Below are 23,534 nucleotides of genomic sequence, written 5' to 3'. Positions count from 1 at the left end.
TAAGGAACTTAAGTATTCTTCAAATTGTCGACCATCCATTTTGTCAATTTCATTGATGCTAGATTGACGAAGCTCCTCCATATAAATTTTACGAGCTTGGATTTGTTTTTGTTGAATTTCAAGTTGCTTCTTATGAATTTCAAGTTGTTTTTTATGTTGGGAGAATCCTAGAAAAACAACTAAAAAAATAGCTAGTAATGCAGTAATGAGTATTATGGGTGAAGTTAATACTTTCAGTAATATCCAGGTGAAAAGTTCGAACAATTATTACATCTCCTTATTCTAATAAATATCGTTATCAACTCATTATACTAAATTTTTCATTTGGAATAGATAGATTTTATAACAAAATAAACCTTTTGCTGAAAAATGGCTTTTCAGATTGAGAAAAAACTAAGATGTTTTTATTTCCTAATGTAATTCACCATGTGGAAGGTAAAACGTCTTAGAAAGGAAAATAAACATGTTTTATGAGATTTAGAGTTTCTTAGTAGAAAGTAAAGATAAAACCACCCTAAAAAGGATGATCGAATGTTTTATTTCTTAAATTTTTCAACAGTCGCTGCGATAAATTTTCTAGCTGATTGAATCTTACTTTCCTTTTCAAGTTGATGGATTTTTTCATCAAGTATTAATTCAATCGCAACCTTGACATTAGGAAATAATTCTAAACATGTTTTTTCGTCTAATTCATGTATTCCTTTGCTAAGGATTCCATATAGTTTTCTATTTTCAACAAGAAAACCTGGAAGATAAGCTTTTAACATTAGTATTTTCTCATCCATCTTAGAGCACTGGAAAGCATCAACGTCAAAGGAATCGTCTTTTTGTGCCTCTTGCCTACATTCTTCAATTAGATTTTCAAAAATTCTACGTAGGTAAACAAATGAACCAGCTCCGATTCCATGGGAATATAGTCCAATAGCCTTGGAAAAGTCACGGTAGTCACTTTTTAGGATTTTCCGATATTTATCTATAGAATGTAATTCTAAAGATGCGATAGATGGAAATTGTCCAACCTTAGTTATTTCATTGTTGATAATTCGAATCATAAATGAGTACAAATGTGAACTATCTCGTTGACATTTAAAGATTAAATTAATGGGGTCTGGATGAGTGTTTAATCTGTTTATTGCTTTAGCTGGATCTGGATTTGCATTGAGATATAATACAAGGCCCTTTGTCTCGTGAAATTTAAATGTAGAATCTTTTTTACATTCAATACAATAACAATCAAACTGAATATCAGAGCAATTATTAAATATTTGTTCTAATTCAATAGCATTGGTTTCATTAAATGGAACAGGTTCGTATAAACCAAGTTGTAATAAAAGGTAATTTGCATCTATTTTGTTTGACATAATTTATCCTCTCTTAGTTGTTTTTATTATTAGTATAGCAAATTTAAAAGGAATAGTTTGGTAATATATTGAGTTTTAAAAGAAAGTAGGTGAATCATCATTTGTTTGACTGGCTGAAAGACTATCAGAAATTAGAAGAACGAATCGCATACTTAGATTACAACTTAGATAAAACAAAATCTGAATTAAAACGCTGGATCAGTGGTGATTTGCGAGATGTACGTTTAACTGCTGAGTCGGAAGGTTCCAAGGTAGAAGAACGTATTGAAGCAATCGAATATGAGTTAGCGCATAAGCTGAATGATATGTACAAGCTGAAAAAGTTAATTAACAAGTTTAGAGGTTTGGACAATAAAATACTAAAAATGAAGTATGTGGATGGCATGACGTTGGAGCAAATAGCTGAGGAAATTAGTTATAGTTCTAGCCATATTAAAAAGAAACATGCTGAAATAATTCGGCTTATCAAGTTTGTGGAAAGAGAAGGTATCATTTAGGTTCACTCCTAAAGTGAATCGATACTATTGAAAATATGAATTATAGTAATAACATAAGAAATTAACAAAAGAGCAACCAAATATCAGTTGCTCTTTTGTTCTGTAATTTTTTGTTTATAAATAATATGTGGAATTATTTCACTATTTACGGTAGGATCATTATTTGCAGCATACTGATGAAAATCTTTTTGTACCTGTATAATTTCTTCATTACTTTTATTTTTTAATACCATTTGACTTATTTTATATTTTACAAGTCCAATAGGGGCTTCTTTTAAATGACTAGAGTTTATGATGATAGGTAAATAGCTTTCTGATTCTGGTATATAGTTTTGAACTTCAAATTCATTATTAAAATGATTATATACCGTATATAGAGATCTTTTGTTTGTACAATCACCAAACACCATACAATAGCTATGGTTAATTTGGCTAGCTTGTTCATCGATTAAATTTTTAACGTAATCTTTGTCTGCGTTAACTTCCTTGAAATGTTCAAAAAGTAATCGTGCAACAGCTTCGGAGCCACCAACGGCAATGAAAAAATTATCAGTAGCATAGAATTTTTGAAAACCCGTTCCAACTATGTTTCCGTCAAGTCCGGTTTTTTGCCCGTCAGAAATAATGGAAACAATGTCTTTGGTTTCTACAATTGTTATTAAACTCATAATATACAGATCCTTCCATGTTTGTATATTATTATAACAAAAAGTAGATATATCTTCATTTTATTTGTATGATAAAATGAAATTAATGGTATTTTTGGAAGGGGACATTAAGTTTTATGGATATTGATTTTAATTTAGGAACTATTATTACAAGTGCAATAACAGCAATTATTTTTACTGGAGGAACTAATTATTTTTTGCAAAAGACAAATAGGAAGGGAAATGAAGTGGTTGCAAAAGGAAACATATTAATTGAAGAAATACATTCCGTTAACCAAAAAAGAATAAAAACTATGGTTTATATTGTTGCTTTTTATAATATTCCAGAGACAGAACTGTATGAATTAAAAGATGATTATCAAAAAGAAATTCTTGCATTTGAGCTTAAAGTTAAACAATATTCGATCCTTTTTAATAAGAAAACCAATAAAAGTTTACAAGAATTTATAATGTATTTGAAAGAAGTTGACGATGCTTTATTAAAGTACATTAATAATAAGCCATTAACTATTAATGTTAATAACGAAGAAATAAATAGACTATACGAAAATATAATTAAAAGAATTCAAAAGCAAATATGAAAAGTATCCAATAAGGGTGCTTTTTTTATTTCGTGAGAGGCGACTTAGGTGCTATCCAGAAAAATATCAAAGAGAATAATTGAGCAATTAAAGTAGCGAATCCGCTGCTTTTTATTTTGTAGAAAGACAGGGAGGGTGTAACAAAATGATTACTGAAGTCAGAAAAACAATATCAGGTACAGAGTATTGGGATTCAAAAGAAAAAAGAATTTTGTTTGTACCAACTGATGAAGAACCAGGGTTCGAAGTAACTGTTAATCCTGACAGTATGATACTAGGCATGGATTCATCAATTGAGCCTGATAAGACAGTAGTTAATTTAAATGATATGACAGTGAAACAGTTACGTGAGTATGCTGATGAGTTAGGTGTTGAGATTCCAGCTGATGTTAAAAAGAAAGAAGACATCATTGAATTGCTATCATGAAATACTGTGACTTTAATGGCTGCCGTAACAAGATAAGCAAAGGGCGTTACTGTGAAGAACATAAGCGTAACAAACCAAGGAAGAAGAAAGATAAGAAGAACATCTATCATCATGAAAACAAACCATTCTATAGAACAGATGAATGGAAATTTATCAGGTCTCAAGTATATGAACGAGAGAAAGGATACTGTCAACGATGTGGAAGGTTCGTCTTTGGTCGAAGTGCTCATGTTCATCATATTATTTCAATTAAAGATGACCCAACACTTAAACTTGATCTAAACAATCTAAGGTTACTTTGTCCAAAGTGTCACACAATCGAAGAAAATGAAGATAAACCGAAAAAGGTTTTTCCGAGTTATTTTGGATAAGCCCCCCTGTCAAAAAATAAAATTTTCCCTTTGGGGAGGATAGGTAGCGTAGGGGGCATTTCTATCGTTAGACAACATTTTTAAAAAATAAAGGGGGGTGTGAAATGTCTACGAAAAAGGAGCGTCAAAAAATTGTTGCCGATAAAACAGAAGCTGAGAAAAATCGGATATTAAAAATCATGCGTGATGCAGATATTTACACCCTTACTTTAGATCCATTAATTGAATCCTATTTAGATATTTTCGAAGTTTATATGACGATGTTTATTGAGTGGAAAGAGAAAGGGTTTCCGGCAACGCAGCAACATACAAATAAAGCCGGTGCTACAAATAATTCAAAGCATCCATTGGCACAGCAGGTGGAGACTTGGTCGGATAAGAAAACAAAAGCATTAGATTTATTGGGACTTACTAATAAATCTAAAGCAGGGAAATTTGTCACTGGTGGTTCTACTGTTGGAAAAAATGAAGAGGTAGAAAAACCAAGAAAGCAAGTGGTAGATGAATTGGAAGCTCATAGGAATAAATGGAGAAAAATGAATAATTAATGTTATAATTAATGTAAAAATGATTAGGAGATACATAGATGGATAACATTAATATTTCAGATTTAGTACAAATAATTTCTCCAATAGTAGGGATTGGAACTTCAGTAGTAGCAATTATTATTTCTGTACTTTCCTTAAGGGTAACTAAAAGCTCTATTGAAGAAGCAAATAGACCATATGTAGTTGTATACAGAGATTATATCCAAGTTTTATCTTCTATTCATGAGTATTTGATTATAAAGAATTTTGGTAAAAGTGGAGCTACTATTGATTCCATAATTTTTGAGCCTAGTTATATTGATTCAATGTCAGGTAAAGAATATTTCAGGAATATCAGGGATGCTTTTATAGCCCCAGGACAATCAATATCTACAATTGTTTCCGCAAATGCTTTTGGTGAAGAACACAATGGGAAAATTAAGGTCACGATAAAATATCATACAGATAAAAAAGAATATCAGGAGGTAATAACTTTAAATGATGACGTGCGTCGTGACCTTATATTTTCAAAAGTAAAACCATCAAAAAATAAAACGATTGAAGAAGTTATGACAAATGCAACTGAAGAAATTCTAAGAAGGCGTCTTTAAAAAATTAGGTCACACATTTGTGTGGCTTTTTATTATGCCTTGGAGGTGGTGTTTATGTGATTGAACGTGGCATTAACTATGCAGAGATTTATGCAAAACAAGTAAGAAAGAACCCTAAAAAATATCCCGATACTATCAAAGCAATGGTAGATCGTTATTATAAATGGAAAAAGCGTAAAGATATTTGGTTCGATGTGGACCGTGCAAATGAAATGATGGATTGGGTAGAAACGTTTGTCCGTCATACTAAAGGTGATTTAGCTGGACAACCTTTTATTCTAGAGGAGTGGGAAAAATTCGCTTACTCATGGATTTATGGATGGGTTCATAAGAATGAAAAAGGTAAAGTTGTTCGTGTTACCCGTGAAGCTTATATCCAGGTTCCTAAGAAAAATGGTAAAACCTTAATCGGTGTTGGTGCTCTTGGTTATGCGATGTACGGTGAAGGAGTACTCAGTGCCGATTGTTATTGTTGTGCGAGTGATTTTAACCAGGCGCAATATGCAGCAAAGCCATTTGCAGCAACAATTATGAACCATGATGTATTAATGGATTGCTCACACATTTATAAAGGACCAAAAGGTACAATTTCCATTGTGACCTATGACTATATTCGTGATGATTTGGCTTATCAGAACCAATTCATAGTAATGAGTAAAAACATACAATCCATTGAGGGTTCCAATCCACACTTCATTTTAAACGATGAGCTTCATGCTCAAGAAAATATGGATCAGTACGATAACTTTAAATCAGCGCAAGTTTCTCGTGCTGAGCCGATTATGTTTAATATATCAACGGCTGGTAAAGGTTCATCTAGCGTTGGTATGCGAGTGTATCGTGAAGCAAAAGAAGTATTGAAACGTGATGATAATGATTCAAGTTTTGTCATGATATACGAACCTAACAAGAACTATGATTGGACAGACAGAAATGTTTGGGAGATGGTTAACCCGAATATTGGTGTGTCTGTAACGATGAGTGCACTTGAAACTGAATTCATCTCAGCATCACGTTCAGCACACAAGAAAGCCGAGTTTCTTTCTAAACATTTAAACGTATTCGTTAATGGTGCTGAGAATTATTTTGAACAAGATCAGGTGCAGCATGTCCTTGTGGAAGACCTCGGTGACCTTGCAGGTGAAACTTGTTATCTTGGTCTCGATTTGTCAAAAACAACAGACTTAACTTGCGTGAACTTGAACTTTCCGACTTATGATGAAGACGGGAAAGCCATTCTGAAGGTTAAACAGATGTACTTCATACCGAATGCAGACATTGAGTTTCGTGAAAAGGAGGACAATGTTCCTTATACAGACTTAGTTGAGCGCGGTTACGTTCAGTTTTGTGATGGTAAAATGATTGACCAGGATCAAGTATTGGATTACATCAAAGAATGCATGGAATTATACGATGTGCACCAACTAAACTATGATCCAGCCATGTCTCAAAAACTCATTGAAAAGTGTGAGAATCTTGGTCTCGAGTGTTTAGTAGTTAATCAGTATCCAAACGTAATGAACGCTATGATTGATGATGCAGAACGTTTAATTTATGAAGAGCGTTTGTTTACAGACAATCCATTGTTTATATATTGTGCATTAAACCTAGTAGTAATAGTGAATATGAATGGAATGAAGGGGCCTTCAAAACGTCAATCAAAGAAAAAGATTGATGGATTTGTGGCTTTTTTAGTTGCTCATAAAGAAACTATGATGCAGATGGAAGATATAGATGGTGAAGATATGGATGATTTAATTAATGAGATTTATAGGTGAAACGTGAATGATGATTTTAGGGAGTTCTAAAATATAACATTGAAAATATATTTGTAATGTAAAACTTTTACCGATATCTAGTTAATTTAAATGACATTTAAGGGGGGATTCAAATGGCAGGGCCTCCGGAATACTTAGAGTCTAATGTGAAAAATGTTGCAGCTTTACATGTTACTAATTTTGCAAACCTGGGAATGCTTATCTATGGATTTTCTCCTCAAGGCGCCGTCGTCTTTCAAGTTAATAATATTGGTGGTGTCTTGGCAGCAGGTAACATGGATGTAAAGGGTAACATCTCTGCAGATTTTGACGTCTATGCACGCGGGGTTAGGCTCATCAGTGACAAAAACGCCAAGGAGAATTTCTTGAGTGTTAACACGCTTGAAGTTCTTGATAAGTTAGCGAGTGTGCCAATTCAGACTTGGAACTATAAAAACGACACATCTGAAGGATGTCATATTGGCCCAACTGCTCAGGACTTTAATGCCACCTTTGGACTTGATGGTGATGATAGTAAACATATTTCAACTATTGATTTACAAGGTGTAGCCTTGGCGGCTATTCAAGGGCTAAATGAGAAACTCGAGGCTGAAAATGCTGAATTACATAAGAATTTAGCTAAACTTGAGGCTCGTTTATTAGCTCTTGAGTCTAAGAGATAAACCGGAAAGAAGGAATTAATCAAAAGGACCAAAAAAGGTCCTTTTTCTTTTGTAAAATGTCAACAAAAAAGTTTTAACGGAAATTGAAACATTTGTTAATTGAAAGGCGGTGTTTGATTGGCTCTCGGCAAATACTCAAGCACTAAGTTGGAAGGCATTCCCAATGACAATTGGTAGGCCCATCGTCGCATACCCACCATTTTATAGAATCAGGAGGGCAGTGAAAAGAAGGTTGCATAGGAAAATAGGAATATGGATAATAATTCGGCTGTGGAATGTAAGGTGCTGCTTGACTCATGCCATAAGGTGTATATGCCGTAGGTCTTGTACATTGTAGATACCAAGGTCTTGTTTTATACTGCCAACATATAGGCCGACATTCATAATCGAAACCTGGATTATCTCCAGATGTGCAATCCGCCATACATTGGGCATAGGTATAAGGGACTTTATAACAATACTGACGATACAAAGACAATCACTCCTTATCTTAATCTTGTTTTCCACAATATTATATTTAGCTGTATACTTTTTGGGGAATTGTCCATGCATAATTGTCTAACATGCATAGCAAAGCTTAAATTTAAAATACGAACAAAGTTACTTTAACGGATCCGGAAACGTTCGTTAATTGAAAGGCGGTGAGAAATTGGGTTTAAGGGATAGGTTTTCAAATTATTTGTATCGAAAGCTAGAAAAGCGCGGCTATCTTGATGATGTTTTAGGAAAAAGTATTCGTTACGGTGGCGTATATGTTACGGATTCAAATATCTTGGAATCTAGTGATGTTTATGAATTGTTACAAGATATTAGCAATCAAATGTTATTGGCTGATATTGTTGTGGAAGATGAATTTGGGAATGAAATTAAAGATGACATTGCACTTCGTATTTTAAAGAATCCTAATGATTATCTAACGCAATCTGAATTCATTAAGTTAATGACAAATACCTATTTGCTCGAGGGAGAAACGTTCCCTATATTAAATGGCACTCAAATACATTTAGCTTCAAGTGTTTTTACAGAGTTAGATGATAATTTAGTAGAACATTTTAACATCGGTGGGGAAGAAATCCCTCCGTTTATGATTCGTCATGTGAAAAATATTGGTGCAGATCATTTAAGAGGAAAAGGTATTCTTGATTTAGGAAGAGATACACTCGAGGGCGTTATGTCAGCTGAGAAAACTTTAACTGACAAATATAAAAAGGGTGGTTTATTAGCATTCTTGTTAAATTTGGATGCCCATATTAATCCACAGAATGGTGCGCAGTCAAAGTTAATCAATGCAATTTTAGACCAACTGGAATCAATCGATGAATCAAGGTCTGTAAAAATGATACCTCTTGGAAAAGGGTACTCAATAGACACGCTTAAAAGCCCGTTAGACGATGAAAAGACCCTAGCATACCTAAATGTATACAAAAAGGATTTGGGTAAGTTTTTAGGTGTAAATGTGGATACATACACAGAGCTAATCAAAGAAGATATTGAAAAAGCAATGATGTATATACACAACAAAGCAGTAAGACCAATAATGAAAAATTTTGAAGACCATTTGAGTCTTCTTTTTTATGGTCAAAATTCGGGGAAACGAATTAAATTCAAGATTAATATTCTTGATTTTGTCACTTATAGCAACAAGACAAATATCGGTTATAACCTTGTGCGTACAGCCATTACTTCACCTGACAATGTTGCCGATATGCTCGGATTCCCTAAACAAAATACACCTGAGTCACAAGCAATCTATATTTCTAATGATTTATCGAAAATTGGTGAGACGCAGACTACAGGTGAGTTATTGGGAGGGGGTGAAGAGAATGAAAATTGAGGTCCGAGGGAATCAAGTCATACTTGATGGCTATGTGAATGTTGTGGACAGAGAAAGTCGCATGTTGCCTTCACCAAGAGGATATTTCAAAGAGAAGATTGCCCCTAAGACGTTTGAAAAAGCGTTAAAGAAAGCAAAGAATGTGGACTTGCTTTTTAACCACGATAAAAATAGAAAGCTTGGCTCTATTGAAAACGGAAATCTGGAATTGTATGAAGATAATATTGGTTTAAGAGCCATTGCTACGGTTACAGATGAACAAGTGATTCAAAAAGCCAAGGATAAAGAATTGCGTGGTTGGTCATTTGGTTTTGTTTCTGAAAAAGATTCATGGGAAGAGGGCGAATCTGGTGTTCAAAAGCGTTCTATTGAAGAACTAGAGCTTTTAGAAGTGTCTATTTTGGATATGACACCAGCATATGTTGCCACTTCCATTGAAACCAGGGGCGAAAATACCGCCATGATTGAAATGAGAAGTGAAGCAGCAACTGTAAAAACCATTCTTGAAGATGACAATGTAGAAGAAAGAAATAATCTTATCAAACAAATAAAAAATGTTCTGGAGGAAATGTAAAATGAATTTAAAAGAAATCTTAAAAGGATCTCAAGCGCGAAATAAAGCTCGTTTGGAAGAATTACAAGGGAAAGTAGAGAAGGGTGAAGTTCGTTCAGAAGATTTAGCAGCAGTTAAGGCTGAAGTAGAAGCATTAACAAAAGAAGCGCAAACTCTTGCTGATGAATTAGCAAAATTAGAAGCAGACGAAAAAGAAGAAGATCCAGGCAAAGAGAAAGATGAGAAAAAAGAAAATCCTGATGAAAAAGAGGGAAATCCCGATACAAAAACTGAACTGTCAGAAGAACAACGTTCCGCAATTATGGCATCTATTGGAACAGGTCTTTCTACTAAAGGTCATGAATCTACTAAAAACAAAGAAAAGGAAACTCGTTCAGCTTTTGCTAATTATATTGTGGGTAATATTGATGAAAGGGAAGCTCGCGCGTTAGGGTTAGTTACTGGTAATGGTTCTGTTACTATTCCAGATTTCTTAAGTAAAGAAATTATTACGTATGCTCAAGAAGAAAACTTTTTACGTCGATTAGGAATAGGAGTAAAAACAAAAGAAAATATTAAGTATCCTATTTTAGTTAAAAAGGCAGAAGCTCAAGGTCATAAAAATGAGCGAACAAATAATGAAATCCCGGAAACGGATATTGAATTCGATGAGATCGAACTATCTCCAACAGAGTTTGATGCGCTTGCAACTGTAACGAAAAAATTATTAGCACGCACTGGGTTACCAATTGAGCAAATCGTGATGGATGAATTGAAGAAAGCTTATGTTCGTAAAGAAACTCAATATATGGTTAATGGCGATGAAGCTAATAACGTAAATGATGGCGCATTAGCAAAGAAAGCTGTTGAGTTTAAAACGGATGAAAAAGATTTATACAACGCATTAGTAAAAATGAAGAACACGCCAGTTAAAGAAGTACGTAAAAAAGCACGATGGGTATTAAATACGGCAGCATTAACTAAAATCGAAACAATGAAAACAGATGATGGCTTCCCGTTGCTTCGTCCATTTAATCAAGCAGAAGGTGGAATTGGATATACATTATTAGGCTTCCCAGTTGAAGAAGAGGATGCAATTGACATTCCTGATTCACCAGATACACCAGTGTTCTATTTTGGTGACTTCTCGAAATTCTATATTCAAGATGTTATCGGCTCATTAGAAGTACAAAAATTAGTTGAGTTATTCTCACGTACAAATCGTGTAGGTTTCCGTATTTGGAATCTATTAGATGCTCAATTAATTCACTCACCATTTGAGGTTCCAGTTTATAAATATGTTTTAGCAGCTTCTACAGGAGTTTAATATGGATGATTTAATTGAGAGATTAAAATCTCATATTCATTGGGAAGAGGGCATGGATGAATCTATGCTCCCTTTTTATATTGAACAAGGGCAGCGGTACGTAAAAAAATCATGTGGAAGAGAAGTGGAGTACCTGGTCATTATGTGCGCAGGTATTTTTTATGAATATCGTGTAGCGGAAAAAGAATTAGGTCAGGCACTTGATGCAATGACACCTTTCTTCATCCAGGAGGTATACGATGCCGAAGAGACAGACAAATAAACTCAGATGGCTGGGAGATCTTCTCAAATTAGGGGAGACGATTAATCCAGAAACAGACCGTGTTGTGATGGGATATCCATTTGAACGTAAAATTCGTTATAACAATATCGGAGTTACAGCTACAGATAAATTTACAACCAAAGATACGAATGAAATTATAAAGAAAATTGAGGTTCGTATTGATAGAGATATTGAAAACAACCAAAAGGATTACCGTGTAAAAGTTGGTGGTCGTATTTACGATATTGAGCGCATTTATGTACGAGAAGAAGACCGAATGATGGAGGTGTCACTATCATATGCAAATTAATTTTCAGCAATTAAGAGACATCATGAAAAAATCAGGTATTCCAGTCTATCGTGATGAAGCTCCTTCAAAGGCAAAGTATCCTTACATTGTGTATGAATTTGTGAACGAAACACATAAACGTGCATCATCTAAAGTTATTAAGTCAATGCCTTTATATCAAATTGCAGTAATTACAAATGGTACTGAAAAAGATTATGAACCATTAACAGCAATTTTTAATGAAAATGGAGTTGAATATGCTTCATTTTTTGGCATTCCCTATGATGAGAATGATGACACTGTAACGCAATTCATAACATCGGTGAGGTGTATTAATTAATGGCTGCTAACAATAATGGATTTGCTGATGCTTTAGAAGATATTAATACGTTGCTTAGAGTTAATAAGCAAGTAGAAATGGATGTATTAGAGGAAGCAGCTAAATATTTTGCATCAAAATTAAAAGCAAATATTAAACTCTCAAACAAGAACAAAAGAACACATTTAAAAAATAGCTTGAAAGTCGTTATAAAAAATGATCGTGTTTCTGTGGAATTTGAAGATAGCGCTTGGTATTGGTATTTAGCTGAACATGGTCATAAAAAAGCGAATGGAAGAGGTCATGTGAAAGGCTTACACTTTTCTCAAAACACATTTGATGCAGAGGGTGACAAAGTAGCCGATATTTTAGCAGAAAAAATAATAGATAAGATGGAAGGATGATATAGATGGCACCGACAACAAAAGCGCAGGATTTATTATATCCAGTGGGGATTGAATCATTATATATTACAATGATGACTGGTGGAAAAGATACAAATCTCGCAATTCCAACATACGAAAAAGATATTTATGTAATGGACATCATTACTGAACTTGGGATTGCAGGAAATAGTACGACAGTTCAAAAATGGGCCAGTAATAAATTATTTGTAAATGCAAGTAAAAATAGTAAATACACATTGTCTTTAAGTTTTGCAGCATTATCACAGGTTGTTAAAGATGCAATTTATGGATATATTGCAACAAAAGGTGTGGTATTTAATAAAGCGACAGTAAAAGAATTCCCAATGTTCGCTTTAGGGTTTGTTGCTCCATTATCGGATGGTTCTCGTGTTGGTCGTTGGTATCCTCGTGTTCAAATTACACCAGCCGAAGAAAAGTTCTCGACAACAACCGAAGAAGCAGAGGTTAAAGACCAATCGTTAGTAATGGAAGCAACCCCGTTATTATTCAATGATGTAACGGAAGTGGATTTTTCAGAAGTTCGTGATTCCGCAACAGGCGTTACAATTAAAGACTTTATGAAACAAGTTATTTGTGATGAATCTCAATTAAATACATTGGGAACAAGTACAGGACAGTAGGGGGAGAATGTAAATGGCACGTTTAAGTGATTTAGTTAATGTTGAAATAAATATAAATAAAATCAAAGTACAGGGTGTAGAAATCCCTGTTATTTTTTCGTTTGAATCATTCCCTTATGTGGAAGAATCTTATGGGAAACCGTATCATGAGTTCGAAAAAGAAATGAATGAAATGGTAGGGAAGGCTAACTTTTCTTTAGGTGAAAAAGAAGCTAAACTGATGCGCTCTTTAATTTATGCAATGGTTCGAAGTGGTGGAACAGAGTGTACACCTATGGAAATTAAGCACGCAATTCCGCTTTACGATGTACCTGGTATCTTCCAAGTAGTATGGGATATCTTTAACGGCCAGAACTTCCAAGTTGATGATATGGAGAAGTTGAAGAAGGATGAAAAAAAGTAAAGAATGTGTTTACCAAGGAATCTCAGTCTGAATTAGACTGGGATTTTTATTTTTATGTTGGTAACACATTGCTTGGTTTAAGTATGGATGACTTTTGGAAAATCACTCCTAATCATTTTTTAAAACAATACATTATGCATCTTCGATACAACAATCCGGATGCATTAGTTGAAGAGAAACCAAAACAAGTCTACACGTTAGATCAGACACCATTTTATTGAGGAATGAGGTGAGAAAATGCCAGGGAATAAAGAAAGAAATGTTGTTCTTAATTTCAAGATGGATGGTCAGGTTCAGTATGCTCAGACATTGAAGCAAATTAACATGGTTATGAATAATGCAGCAAAAGAATATAAAAATCATATTGCAGCAATGGGTCAAGATGCGACAATGACTGATAAATTAGCAGCTGAAAAGAAAAAGTTAGAAATCCAAATGGAAGCAGCTAAGAAACGTACATCGATGTTACGTGCTGAATTTGAAGCAATGTCTAAGGATACTAATACCACCGCTGAACAACTCAATAAAATGTACGGTAAATTGCTTGATGCGGAACGTGCTGAAACTTCACTTAATAATGCAATGAAAAGAGTCAACGAAGGTCTTTCAGAGCAAGCAACTGAAGCACGAGAAGCACGTGAAGACATGGAGAAACTTGAAGCTAATACTAAACAGCTTGAAGCGGAACAAAAGCGTTTAACAAGCTCGTTTAAGCTTCAAAATGCTGAATTAGGTCAAAATGCTAGTGAAGCAGATAAGTTAGAGTTGGCACAAAAACAACTACGTCAGCAAATGGAAATGACCGATAGAGTTGTACACAATTTAGAACAGCAATTAAGTGCAGCAAAGCGTGTATATGGTGAGAATTCCACAGAGGTGCAACAACTTGAGACGAAGTTAAACCAAGCTAAAACCACATTGAAGCAATTCGAGAATTCATTGCAAAGTGTTGGGAGAAGTGGTTCACAAGCGGCAGATGGTATGGCCGAACTAGGTAAGAAAATGGACTTGCACAATATGTTGGAAGCTACTCAGATATTGCAGGGAATGTCTGAAAAACTGATTGAACTTGGTAAATCAGTCGCAGGTGTCGCTATAGAATTTGATGGGTCGCAAAGAAAAATTCAAGCTTCATTGGGATTGACTGAAAAAGGTGCTGAGAACCTTCAGAAAATAGCGGTAGATACATGGAAAAAGGGATTTGGTGAAAACCTTGAAGAGGTAGACAATGCGCTAATAAAAGTCTATCAAAATATGCGTGATGTTCCACATGAAGAATTACAAGGGGCATCAGAAAATGTTTTAACACTTGCAAAGGTTTATGATGTGGACTTAAACGAAGCAACTCGTGGTGCAGGACAATTGATGAGTCAATTTGGTTTATCTACACAAGAAACATTTGATTTACTAGCAGCAGGTGCCCAAGAAGGTCTAAATTATTCAGACGAGTTATTTGATAACCTTTCTGAATATGCGCCTTTATTCAAACAAGGTGGTTTTAGTGCTCAAGAAATGTTTACCATTCTTGCGAATGGAACGCGTGATGGTGCTTATAATTTGGATTATATCAATGACACAGTTGCCGAATTCGGAAAGAAGGTACAGGACGGTTCAAAAGGAACCGCGGATGCTTTTGCAGGGCTTTCAAAAGAGACTCAAGGCGTTTGGAAAGCTTTTAACGATGGTAAAGCAACAGCCGCCGATGTGTTTAAAGCTGTAATAGGCGATTTGGGAAGCATGGACGACAAAGTCAAACAAAATCAAATTGGCGTTGGATTGTTCGCAACTCGTTGGGAAGACATGGGAGCGAAAGCTGTATTAGGGCTTACTGATGTAAACGGTGGCCTTGGTGATGTAAATGGGCGTATGGATGAAATGAAAAAGCTTCAAGAAGAATCATTAGGTCAACAATTCCAAAGCGCATTACGTGAAACACAAACAGCACTAGAACCAATAGGAAAAGTATTAACAGATATGACGAAAGAAATTTTACCTAAAGTAGTTGATGGAGTAAAGAAGGTATCTGAGTGGTTTACTAAACTACCAGAACCAATTCAACAGTTTATTACTGTTTTAGGGTTATTAGGTACAGCATTTCTTATTTTGACACCAATTATTGCCGCACTAGCTGTTTCATTCATGGCACTAGATGGAGCTTTATTACCGATCATTGCAGTTGTTATGGCTGCTATAGTTGGGATTACAGCACTTGTATTGGTGATAAAAAACTGGGGAGCCATAACCGACTGGCTTTCTAAAAAGTGGTCGGATTTTAAAGAATGGTTTGGTGACTTGTGGTCTGGTATAGTTCAAGCTTGTAGTGATGGGTGGGATTCCACAGTTGAGTATTTCTCAGAAGCTTGGTCATCTTTTGTTGAAATGATGCATGAATTTTTTGACCCAATAGGTCAGTTTTTTAGCGATTTGTGGAAGGATATAGGTCAGATATGTAGTGATACATGGAATTCTATTGTTGAATTCTTTTCTGAATCGTGGTCTTCATTTACAGAAATGATGCATAGTTTCTTTGATCCGATTGGTCAATTTTTTAGTGATTTATGGTCTGGAATTGTCGAAACTGCATCTTCTTGTTGGTCGTCTCTTGTCGAAACAGCGTCAGAATTGTGGGGAACATTAACACAAGCCTGGCAGGAAACTTGGAATACCATTCTCACAGTCTTAGATCCTATTATTTCGTTAATTTCTACGGTTCTCGAAGCAGGGTGGCTATTAATACAGGCAGGTGCACAAATTGCTTGGGCGGCAATATCTCAATATATTATTCAGCCGATTCAAGAAGCTTACAATTGGGTAAGTGGACAAATCGGCGAGTTAGTTAGCTGGCTTAGTACACAATGGGAAATAGCAAAGGCTGCGGCACAAATTGGATGGGGTTTATTTAAACAATATATCATTCAACCAGTTCAGGAGACATGGAACTTAGTGAAAGAAAAATTCTCTGATTTAGTTTCTTGGTTAAGTTCACAATGGGAGCTTGCTAAGTCTTATACGTTGGCAGGATGGAATTTAATAAAACAGTATGTTATCCAACCAGTACAAGAATTGTGGAATACAACAAAAGAAAAACTTGGAGATTTGGCAAACTGGATATTAGGAAATTGGGAAAAAATAAAATCCTATACACTTGCAGCGTGGAATTTAGTAAAACAATATGTAGTTCAACCGGCTACAGAAGCTTATAACTCAGCTAAAGAAAAATTCGAGAGTTTGTATAATTCAGCACGTGAAAAATTTGATGCTGTAAAGAATGCTGCACAAGAAAAGTTTGAAGCAGCGAAAAGATTTATTATGGATCCAATAAGAGATGCGGTTGATGGGGTGAAGGGATTCATTGATAAAATTAAAGGCTTCTTTGACAATCTGAAATTGAAAATTCCAAAGCCTGAAATGCCCAAAATGCCACACTTTAGTTTGGAAACTAGTACGAAAAACGTTTTAGGGAAAGACATTACGTATCCATCTGGTCTTAATGTTCAATGGCGTGCTAAAGGTGGTATTTTCACTAGACCAACTATCTTCGGTATGAACGGTGGGAATTTACAAGGTGCTGGTGAAGCGGGACCAGAAGGAGTACTACCTCTTAATAAAAAGACATTAGGAGCAATTGGTGAAGGTATTGCAGCAACTATGTCAAAAGAGCCAACAATTATCAATATTAATAATCCAGTTGTAAGGAATGATAGGGATATTAAACTAATGGGTGAAGAGATTGATAGTGTTCTTGCTCAACGGGGACGTAATGCAAAAATAGGGATAGGGAGGAATTAAATTGCTGGACATGGGAATTGACAATGAATTAGTAAGTAGTTTCGGAGTATATATGGTAGGTCGTCCAGTTATTCCAACCGCCGAACAAGAAGTAGAGCATATAATTGTTCCTGGTAGACATGGTTCGCTTACAAAGAAAGGGGCGTATAAAGATGTCCCTTTTAAAGTCAAATTCAACTTGCTTGAAAATGAAAACATAAAACCATTAATAAGACGTGTGAAGTCATTATTTATTAATGGAAAAACGCTGTTTTTTACTGATGATGAAGTATATCGGAAAATAAAACATGTAAAAATCGGGGATATCGCTAATGACATTGAAGAACATGGAGAGTTTGAAGTGGAATTTACGCTTGATCCTTTTGAATATATTGATACAGCACCAATAGTATTAACAAAACCAGAAAGCATTTTAAATCCTGGAACAGTAGAATCCGAGCCGAAATTAGTGGTTTATGGTAGCGGTGATATAACGGTTACTATTAATGATATATCGTTCCGAATAAAAGGAGTGGCTTATTCCGTTACCATCGATTCAGATCTACTAGAAGCATATGTTGGAACAACATCAATGAATTCTAAAATGATAGGCGAATTTCCACTTTTTAAAGATGGAATAAATTCAATTTCATGGTCTGAAACAGTTACTAAAATTATAGTTGAACCAAGGTGGAGATTTTTATGATTACACTATATAAACCAAATGAGACTGATTTCACACATAATGGAATCGGTATTCTGGATAAGAATATTTACAATGCAACTGTTGAGGAAGAGCTCAACGGTTTATTTGCATTTACATTTAGTTATCCGTTATTCGCTCCATACGGAATTGATATCGATGGTATGAGTATCGTTAAAGTTCCCACGCCAGATGGTGACCAGTTATTCCGTGTTGTGAACCCTAAACCGAGTATGGGAGAACTAACTGTACAGTGTTATCACATCTTTTATGATCTAACAGAGAATTTAATAGAAGATATCTTCATTCAAACCACAAACGGTAATGCTGCAATGAGCCGTTTATCAACAGGATGCCAATATAAGCATCCTTTTATTTTTTATTCCGATATACCGACTATAGCAAGTGCACGTATTGTAAGGAAAAATCCAGTTGAAGCAATGTTAGATACGAGTTTAGATAATTCTTTTATCAATCGGTGGGGCGGAGAATTAAAACGAGATAATTTTGATGTTAAAATGCTCAAAAGTCGTGGTATGGATCGTGGTGTTGTTATTCAACACAAAAAGGATTTATTAGGCTATGAGGGTGATGTGGATTGGAAGAGCCCGATTACTAAAATTATGCCACAAGGATTTGACGGATTATTTTTACCAGAAAAGTATGTAAACAGTCCACTTATAAATAAGTATCCTCATCCAAAGATAAGAGTCGTGGAATTCAAAGATATAAAAGCAGCTCTTGGTGAGAACGCAAATGATGATGATGCAGTTCCTTTAGAGGAAGCTTATAGACTTTTGCGTAGGGCAGCATATGATATGTTTGAAATTCAAAAGGTTGACCAACCTAAAGCGACATATAAAGTTGAGTTTCAAGAACTATCTCAAACAGAAGAGTATAAGGATTATGCTATTTTGCAACGTGTATATATGGGGGATATCGTTACTGTCAAGCATGTGGAAGACAACATCGATATCCAGGCTAAAGTTATTTCTTATAAATATGATCCAATAAAGAAGGAATATATAAATTTAACAATCGGTAACTTTAAAGAAAATTTCACTGATATGTCAGGTAAAGTGGATCAAATGCATGATGAATTAAAGGATATGCCTGGTTCTATATTAGATGCAGCAAAAGCAAATGCGACGAATCTTATTAACTCTGGATTTGGGGGACATGTTAGGGTTTATCCTGATCGTATTTTGATTATGGACACAAAATCTGAAATGACCGCTTCAAAGGTTTGGCAGTGGAACATCAATGGATTAGGATATTCCCCTTGGGGAGTAAATGGCCCATATGAAACTGCCATTACATATGATGGGCGAATTGTCGCTGATTTTATAACAGCTGGAACACTTACTGGTAATTTAATTAAAGGTGGAGAAATTAGTGGTACCACTTTAAGATCCGATGATACAAAAAACTATGTAAGCATATCTAAACAATTCATGCGAATTATGGAAAGTGATATTGCTCGTATGTTTTTAGGATACTACAAAAATTCGAGGAATGAATTACAACCCACTTTACTTATAGGTGGAGACAATGATATTACAGCTTCACAAGGAGCCCTTGCACTTTATCAGTATTCAAATATTTATCCTAAAGCAGCAGGGATAGGAATTACACGAGGTTATATTGGTGGAAGTAATACAGACTTATATTTTCCTGCCATTATTAAATTTGGTCAAAATGGCGATATAAACGTAAAAGCAGAGGAATATTTGCAACTTGAATCTCAATTGTCATATATGAACCTACAAGCTGGTACAAACTTTGCAGCAAAAGCAAAAAATGATTTTATCGCTGAAGCCACAAATGGAAATATGCATTTCACTGCTGGGCAAAAGTTTTATTACCATAAAAACGGTAAAAGAATATTATCTTTTGATACTTCTTCTGGTGGAGACACGGATCTTATCATGCAATATTGTATGTTGCGTAATTCGGATTATGAGAATGGGTATCTTCAAGTTAAATCTGGTACAGGTTCATTCTATGGTGGAATAATTGCAGGGGATTTTAAAGTCTCCTCAAAACGGAAATATAAAACCAATATCCGAGACATTAAATTTGATGTATTAGATGAAGTAATGAATTGGGATATAAAACAATATAACCTTAAAATGGATGTAGCCAAACTTTATGAAATGCGTATGGATCGTAAAGAGGGGGAACCAACTTTAACGACAAATGACATTCCAACTCATTATGGTATTGTCATTCCAAACGAATCTGAAGAAACAGGAAAGGGTTTGTATGGGATGATTTCACAGCAGGTTAGAGCCTTTCAAGAATACGTAACAAAAACAGACGCTAGAATCCGAGAATTAGAACCAATACAACCAAAGGGTAATATAAAACATAGGAATAAAACAAAACGCAACAGAAGACAAACTAGACACATTAAAAGTAGGATGTTGCAGAAAGGGGTTTAGTATATGCGAGAGGAAGAAATTATTATCGACTTGGCTGATCCAGTGTTTACGAAAACAATCCGTTCTCGGCAGAATGATAAAAATGGTTTGAAAATTATTGTACATCTAAAGAACAAAGGTAAAAGCGAAGATTTAACAGGATACACAGTCAAATATGAAGCGGAAAATCATACAGGACAATTTATGCGTGATGATGCCCAAGTAATTGATGCAAAGAATGGTGTATTTGCATACACGCTATCTGCTGAAGCTGTTTCAACATCGGCAGATTGGACTGCTTATTTCGTTATGGAAAAAAGTACAGAGCGAACGAGTACACCTGATATCCGAATTTCGTTAAAGAGAGATGTTAAAGAGGGAAATATTAAAATAGAAAACTATATTTCTGATTTTGAGATTCTTAAGAAAACGATAGATGAGTTGCAAAAAAAAGTTGATAAGATGGATGTTGTTAAGAAAACCGGAGATACAATGACAGGGCATTTAGTACTTAATGCTCCTGAATCTATCAATTTAAGATATGATATAAACAATGTTCCAGCGTTTGCTATTACGGGGAGACAAACGGGAACTGATAAAGAGATATACTTGTATGATTACACATCAGGTGCAGTTATCATGAGATATAACACGACGCTTGGGTTACTAGTTAACACACCAAATACGAATCTCCTCAAGACAGCAGGCGGTACGATGACAGGTGACTTAAAAATGGCAGGAACATCAATGTTTGAGTCGTTAGGAGCAGGTATCATTCAGGGTGGCGGTTTAGATGCTGCGCGTTGGAGAATGTACCAATCTAGTAACGGAGAATGTACATTTGTTCCTAGTATTACACCTGGAGGTTCTGACTGGAATTGGTCAAAGGCATTCAGAATTAAACCGGATGGAACAATTAAACAAGCAATGGATAAAGATTGGACAAACCTTCCAACAACTGGTGTAGAAAATGTACCTGACAGGATTCCGAAATATAAAAGAAGTGGTGAACAGATTACGGTAATTGGTTCAGTTAAAAATGCAGTAAATACTACAATATTTGCAACACTTCCAGCTGGATTTAGACCAGTACAAAACATTGCTTTCCCAGCACTTGCGTATGGAAATGTGCCAACAATTTGTGAAGTCACAGCAAAGAGTGATGGTGGAATTTTTGTAAATGGGGTTCAAAGTGGAAATACAGTTCATATTGCAATGAGCTTTTCAGTTTAGAAATAATAAATCAAGCGTGCAGAAGCAGGCTTTTTTATTTTGAAACGATGCCCAAAGTTAATTTCATAAGAGGTGCATATAATATTTTTAAAAGGATTAAATAGAGTTTATAACGAATAACCTTTAAAAATATGACTTAAAACAGGTGAGGACACTATGACAAAAGAAAAATTTGAAGAAGAATATTGTAAACGTTCAGGCATTACGTTAGAAGAATATCACGAGTATTTCGTGACATTATCATGCAGATGTGGAGAGGCTGATTGTAAAGGGTGGGCTGTTGTGCCAAACAGCCCCTTATCGATAAAAGCACACAAAGAAAATTATAATTAATGATTAGTTCTTTGGTTAGTGAGTTCTTTATATAATTTTTCTACCATACATCTAATCTCACGCGTGCATTTTGTTAGAAACTCTAATACATCCTTATCTGTCCCTTCTATATTGAAGGTAACCCAGTCAATTCGTTCAGCAGATAAACGTTTGTCTAGTAATTTTAGATCAGAAGATTGTCCATTCTCGTCTATTGTGAAATTTAAAGGTATGAGGTCATTTCCAAAAGCAACCGCACAATTTTCAACTGTAATATTGGTGCTATTCTCAATTTTCATAAATCCTGGAATATCAATTGTGAAGTTGTCTTGTCTGCTCTGTTTTATTAGTGAGTCATGTTTATTTTTATTTGCTTTTCTACAAAGTAGGGATAGCCACGAATACTCAGTGTTATTAAAATCCTGAACAGATTCTAATATAGCGTAGACGTTAGAGTTTTCATTTCGTAATTTAGGATAATCGGACTTGATTTTTTCCTTAAAACGCCTTTTAGTATCAGTATATGGGAAGTATTGCTTTCCGCCATTTTGTTTGAGAACTATTTCGTTAATGTCCTTCATGCAATAATCTAAGCAACTTCTTAATTGGACCATTGTAGCTAAAATTTTTGGCTTAGCAATTTCTCGTACATCTTTAGACAATGTAACTTCTTCATATTTATCCTTAATTACTAGTAGGGACTCTTCAACTTCAGCTAGTAATTCTTTTATATCGTCATAACGCAATTAAATCACCTCCTTCTATCTTTTATAATATTAACATTTTTTAATAGGTAAGGGAGAGTGATTATTTTATTGTGAATCCCTTGATAAACAAAAGTTAATGGTAGTATTTGAGGAAGTATTAAAAAAATGGGAGATGTCTATGAGGTGTGTTATTGAATAAAGTTGTAACAACGATTATGCATATGAAGATTTAGATCAAGAAGTTAAGGATTATAGACAAAGGTTTTTTTGAATCTTTAAATCAGGAATGATAATTTCAAACAAAATACGGCTTATATAACAAAGAGGGGCACATAACGTGCTTCTCTTTTTATTTTGAAGAAGGAGGAAAGAATTTGGATCGTATCGATGTATTATTAAAAGCCTTTATTACCGGTTTTGGAGGTTTCTGTGGGTACTTTTTGGGAGGGTGGGATACAACTTTGAAAGTCTTGGTAATTATGGCAGCTATCGATTATTTAACAGGAGTATTTGCAGCAGGATTCAATGGGGAATTAAAAAGTAAAGTAGGTTTCAAAGGCATCGCCAAAAAGGTGGTGCTTTTTCTTTTGGTTGCAGCAGCTACTCAAGCAGATGCGGTTTTGGGCACAAATAGCGCAATTCGTGAAGCGACAATCTTTTTCTTTATCGGTAATGAATTATTATCACTTTTAGAAAATGCTGGTCGTATGGGAATCCCACTTCCACAAGCTTTGACAAACGCGGTTGAAATTTTAGGTAGTAAACAAAAACAAGAAGATAAAAAGGGAGATGTTCAATAATGAAAAAACATATTATCGATATTTCAAAATGGAATGACAGTATTAATTGGGATGTATTAGCTCCTCAAGT

Annotated in this window: 27 protein-coding genes and 1 pseudogene; 24 read left to right on the top strand and 4 right to left on the bottom strand. The window is 34.9% G+C overall.

Annotation, left to right across the window (positions count from 1 at the left end; translation table 11 throughout):
- Both MR071_RS23635 and MR071_RS23630 read right to left on the bottom strand, forming a co-directional pair.
- Positions 1-264 (bottom strand): annotated as a pseudogene (locus MR071_RS23635) (hypothetical protein); the annotation flags it as partial.
- Between the two features lie 272 nt (positions 265-536).
- On the bottom strand, positions 537-1,361 hold the full coding sequence (locus MR071_RS23630) for a hypothetical protein (protein ID WP_242238124.1): 825 nt from the start codon (positions 1,359-1,361) through the stop codon (positions 537-539).
- A gap of 101 nt (positions 1,362-1,462) precedes the next feature.
- Between MR071_RS23630 and MR071_RS23625 the strand changes: the two genes are divergently transcribed.
- Entirely contained in the window at positions 1,463-1,858 is a 396-nt protein-coding gene (locus tag MR071_RS23625) for a hypothetical protein (protein ID WP_105586322.1), read from the top strand.
- 83 nt (positions 1,859-1,941) lie between these two features.
- Here MR071_RS23625 and MR071_RS23620 read toward each other — a convergent pair whose 3' ends face one another.
- Positions 1,942-2,526 (bottom strand): hypothetical protein, encoded by a 585-nt coding sequence (locus MR071_RS23620; RefSeq protein ID WP_105586321.1) that lies wholly within the window; start codon positions 2,524-2,526, stop codon positions 1,942-1,944.
- 116 nt (positions 2,527-2,642) lie between these two features.
- Between MR071_RS23620 and MR071_RS23615 the strand changes: the two genes are divergently transcribed.
- The 22 genes from MR071_RS23615 (at position 2,643) to MR071_RS23510 (ending at position 21,978) form a co-directional block, all read left to right on the top strand.
- Entirely contained in the window at positions 2,643-3,107 is a 465-nt protein-coding gene (locus MR071_RS23615) for a hypothetical protein (protein WP_097969941.1), read from the top strand.
- A gap of 145 nt (positions 3,108-3,252) precedes the next feature.
- Positions 3,253-3,534, top strand: a complete 282-nt coding sequence (locus MR071_RS23610) for a Rho termination factor N-terminal domain-containing protein (protein WP_105586320.1) — start codon at positions 3,253-3,255, stop codon at positions 3,532-3,534.
- The gene (locus MR071_RS23605) at positions 3,531-3,905 is read left to right on the top strand and encodes an HNH endonuclease (RefSeq protein ID WP_105586319.1); all 375 of its coding nucleotides are present in this window, start codon (positions 3,531-3,533) and stop codon (positions 3,903-3,905) included. The genes MR071_RS23610 and MR071_RS23605 overlap by 4 nt, the downstream gene beginning before the upstream one ends.
- A gap of 104 nt (positions 3,906-4,009) precedes the next feature.
- Positions 4,010-4,453: a P27 family phage terminase small subunit gene (locus MR071_RS23600; RefSeq protein ID WP_105586318.1), complete on the top strand. Its 444-nt coding sequence runs from the start codon at positions 4,010-4,012 to the stop codon at positions 4,451-4,453.
- 38 nt (positions 4,454-4,491) lie between these two features.
- A complete protein-coding gene (locus tag MR071_RS23595) occupies positions 4,492-5,043 on the top strand; it encodes a hypothetical protein (RefSeq protein WP_105586317.1) in 552 nt (183 codons plus the stop codon).
- 56 nt (positions 5,044-5,099) lie between these two features.
- Complete coding sequence (locus MR071_RS23590; RefSeq protein ID WP_242238123.1) at positions 5,100-6,821, top strand: terminase large subunit; 1,722 nt, start codon at positions 5,100-5,102, stop codon at positions 6,819-6,821.
- A gap of 113 nt (positions 6,822-6,934) precedes the next feature.
- Entirely contained in the window at positions 6,935-7,483 is a 549-nt protein-coding gene (locus MR071_RS23585; RefSeq protein ID WP_105586315.1) for a tail fiber domain-containing protein, read from the top strand.
- A 649-nt stretch (positions 7,484-8,132) separates the two neighbouring features.
- Positions 8,133-9,317 (top strand): phage portal protein, encoded by a 1,185-nt coding sequence (locus MR071_RS23580; protein WP_105586313.1) that lies wholly within the window; start codon positions 8,133-8,135, stop codon positions 9,315-9,317.
- Complete coding sequence (locus MR071_RS23575) at positions 9,307-9,891, top strand: HK97 family phage prohead protease (RefSeq protein WP_142395857.1); 585 nt, start codon at positions 9,307-9,309, stop codon at positions 9,889-9,891. Before MR071_RS23580 ends, MR071_RS23575 begins: the two co-directional genes overlap by 11 nt.
- A 1-nt stretch (position 9,892) precedes the next feature.
- Positions 9,893-11,197, top strand: a complete 1,305-nt coding sequence (locus tag MR071_RS23570) for a phage major capsid protein (RefSeq protein ID WP_242238122.1) — start codon at positions 9,893-9,895, stop codon at positions 11,195-11,197.
- A 1-nt stretch (position 11,198) separates the two neighbouring features.
- On the top strand, positions 11,199-11,459 hold the full coding sequence (locus tag MR071_RS23565; RefSeq protein WP_105586310.1) for a head-tail connector protein: 261 nt from the start codon (positions 11,199-11,201) through the stop codon (positions 11,457-11,459).
- The gene (locus MR071_RS23560) at positions 11,437-11,769 is read left to right on the top strand and encodes a phage head completion protein (protein WP_105586309.1); all 333 of its coding nucleotides are present in this window, start codon (positions 11,437-11,439) and stop codon (positions 11,767-11,769) included. The genes MR071_RS23565 and MR071_RS23560 overlap by 23 nt, the downstream gene beginning before the upstream one ends.
- On the top strand, positions 11,759-12,088 hold the full coding sequence (locus tag MR071_RS23555) for a hypothetical protein (RefSeq protein WP_105586308.1): 330 nt from the start codon (positions 11,759-11,761) through the stop codon (positions 12,086-12,088). Before MR071_RS23560 ends, MR071_RS23555 begins: the two co-directional genes overlap by 11 nt.
- Positions 12,088-12,471, top strand: coding sequence for an HK97-gp10 family putative phage morphogenesis protein (locus MR071_RS23550; protein ID WP_105586307.1), 384 nt, complete (start codon positions 12,088-12,090; stop codon positions 12,469-12,471). Before MR071_RS23555 ends, MR071_RS23550 begins: the two co-directional genes overlap by 1 nt.
- 5 nt (positions 12,472-12,476) lie before the next feature.
- Complete coding sequence (locus MR071_RS23545) at positions 12,477-13,115, top strand: major tail protein (protein ID WP_105586306.1); 639 nt, start codon at positions 12,477-12,479, stop codon at positions 13,113-13,115.
- Between the two features lie 13 nt (positions 13,116-13,128).
- A complete protein-coding gene (locus MR071_RS23540) occupies positions 13,129-13,518 on the top strand; it encodes a hypothetical protein (protein WP_105586305.1) in 390 nt (129 codons plus the stop codon).
- Positions 13,519-13,523: 5 nt separating this feature from the next.
- Positions 13,524-13,739, top strand: a complete 216-nt coding sequence (locus MR071_RS23535) for a hypothetical protein (protein WP_000494315.1) — start codon at positions 13,524-13,526, stop codon at positions 13,737-13,739.
- A gap of 16 nt (positions 13,740-13,755) precedes the next feature.
- Positions 13,756-17,307: a phage tail tape measure protein gene (locus MR071_RS23530; protein WP_105586304.1), complete on the top strand. Its 3,552-nt coding sequence runs from the start codon at positions 13,756-13,758 to the stop codon at positions 17,305-17,307.
- Between the two features lies 1 nt (position 17,308).
- Positions 17,309-17,992, top strand: coding sequence for a distal tail protein Dit (locus MR071_RS23525; RefSeq protein WP_105586303.1), 684 nt, complete (start codon positions 17,309-17,311; stop codon positions 17,990-17,992).
- On the top strand, positions 17,989-20,433 hold the full coding sequence (locus tag MR071_RS23520; protein WP_105586302.1) for a phage tail spike protein: 2,445 nt from the start codon (positions 17,989-17,991) through the stop codon (positions 20,431-20,433). Before MR071_RS23525 ends, MR071_RS23520 begins: the two co-directional genes overlap by 4 nt.
- Positions 20,434-20,436: 3 nt before the next feature.
- Positions 20,437-21,645, top strand: a complete 1,209-nt coding sequence (locus MR071_RS23515) for a BppU family phage baseplate upper protein (protein WP_105586301.1) — start codon at positions 20,437-20,439, stop codon at positions 21,643-21,645.
- Positions 21,646-21,801: 156 nt separating this feature from the next.
- A complete protein-coding gene (locus MR071_RS23510) occupies positions 21,802-21,978 on the top strand; it encodes a hypothetical protein (protein WP_181149515.1) in 177 nt (58 codons plus the stop codon).
- On the opposite strand, the gene MR071_RS23505 is transcribed toward MR071_RS23510, so the two are convergent.
- Positions 21,975-22,703, bottom strand: coding sequence for a hypothetical protein (locus MR071_RS23505; RefSeq protein WP_105586300.1), 729 nt, complete (start codon positions 22,701-22,703; stop codon positions 21,975-21,977). The two genes, MR071_RS23510 and MR071_RS23505, sit on opposite strands and share 4 nt — an antisense overlap.
- A gap of 335 nt (positions 22,704-23,038) precedes the next feature.
- Between MR071_RS23505 and MR071_RS23500 the strand changes: the two genes are divergently transcribed.
- Positions 23,039-23,464, top strand: coding sequence for a phage holin family protein (locus MR071_RS23500; RefSeq protein ID WP_105586299.1), 426 nt, complete (start codon positions 23,039-23,041; stop codon positions 23,462-23,464).
- The last annotated feature ends 70 nt before the right edge of the window (positions 23,465-23,534 follow it).

This window comes from Bacillus cereus group sp. BfR-BA-01316 (assembly GCF_022664195.1).
GTDB lineage: Bacteria > Bacillota > Bacilli > Bacillales > Bacillaceae_G > Bacillus_A.
This window is presented reverse-complemented; position numbering and strand designations above follow the sequence as displayed.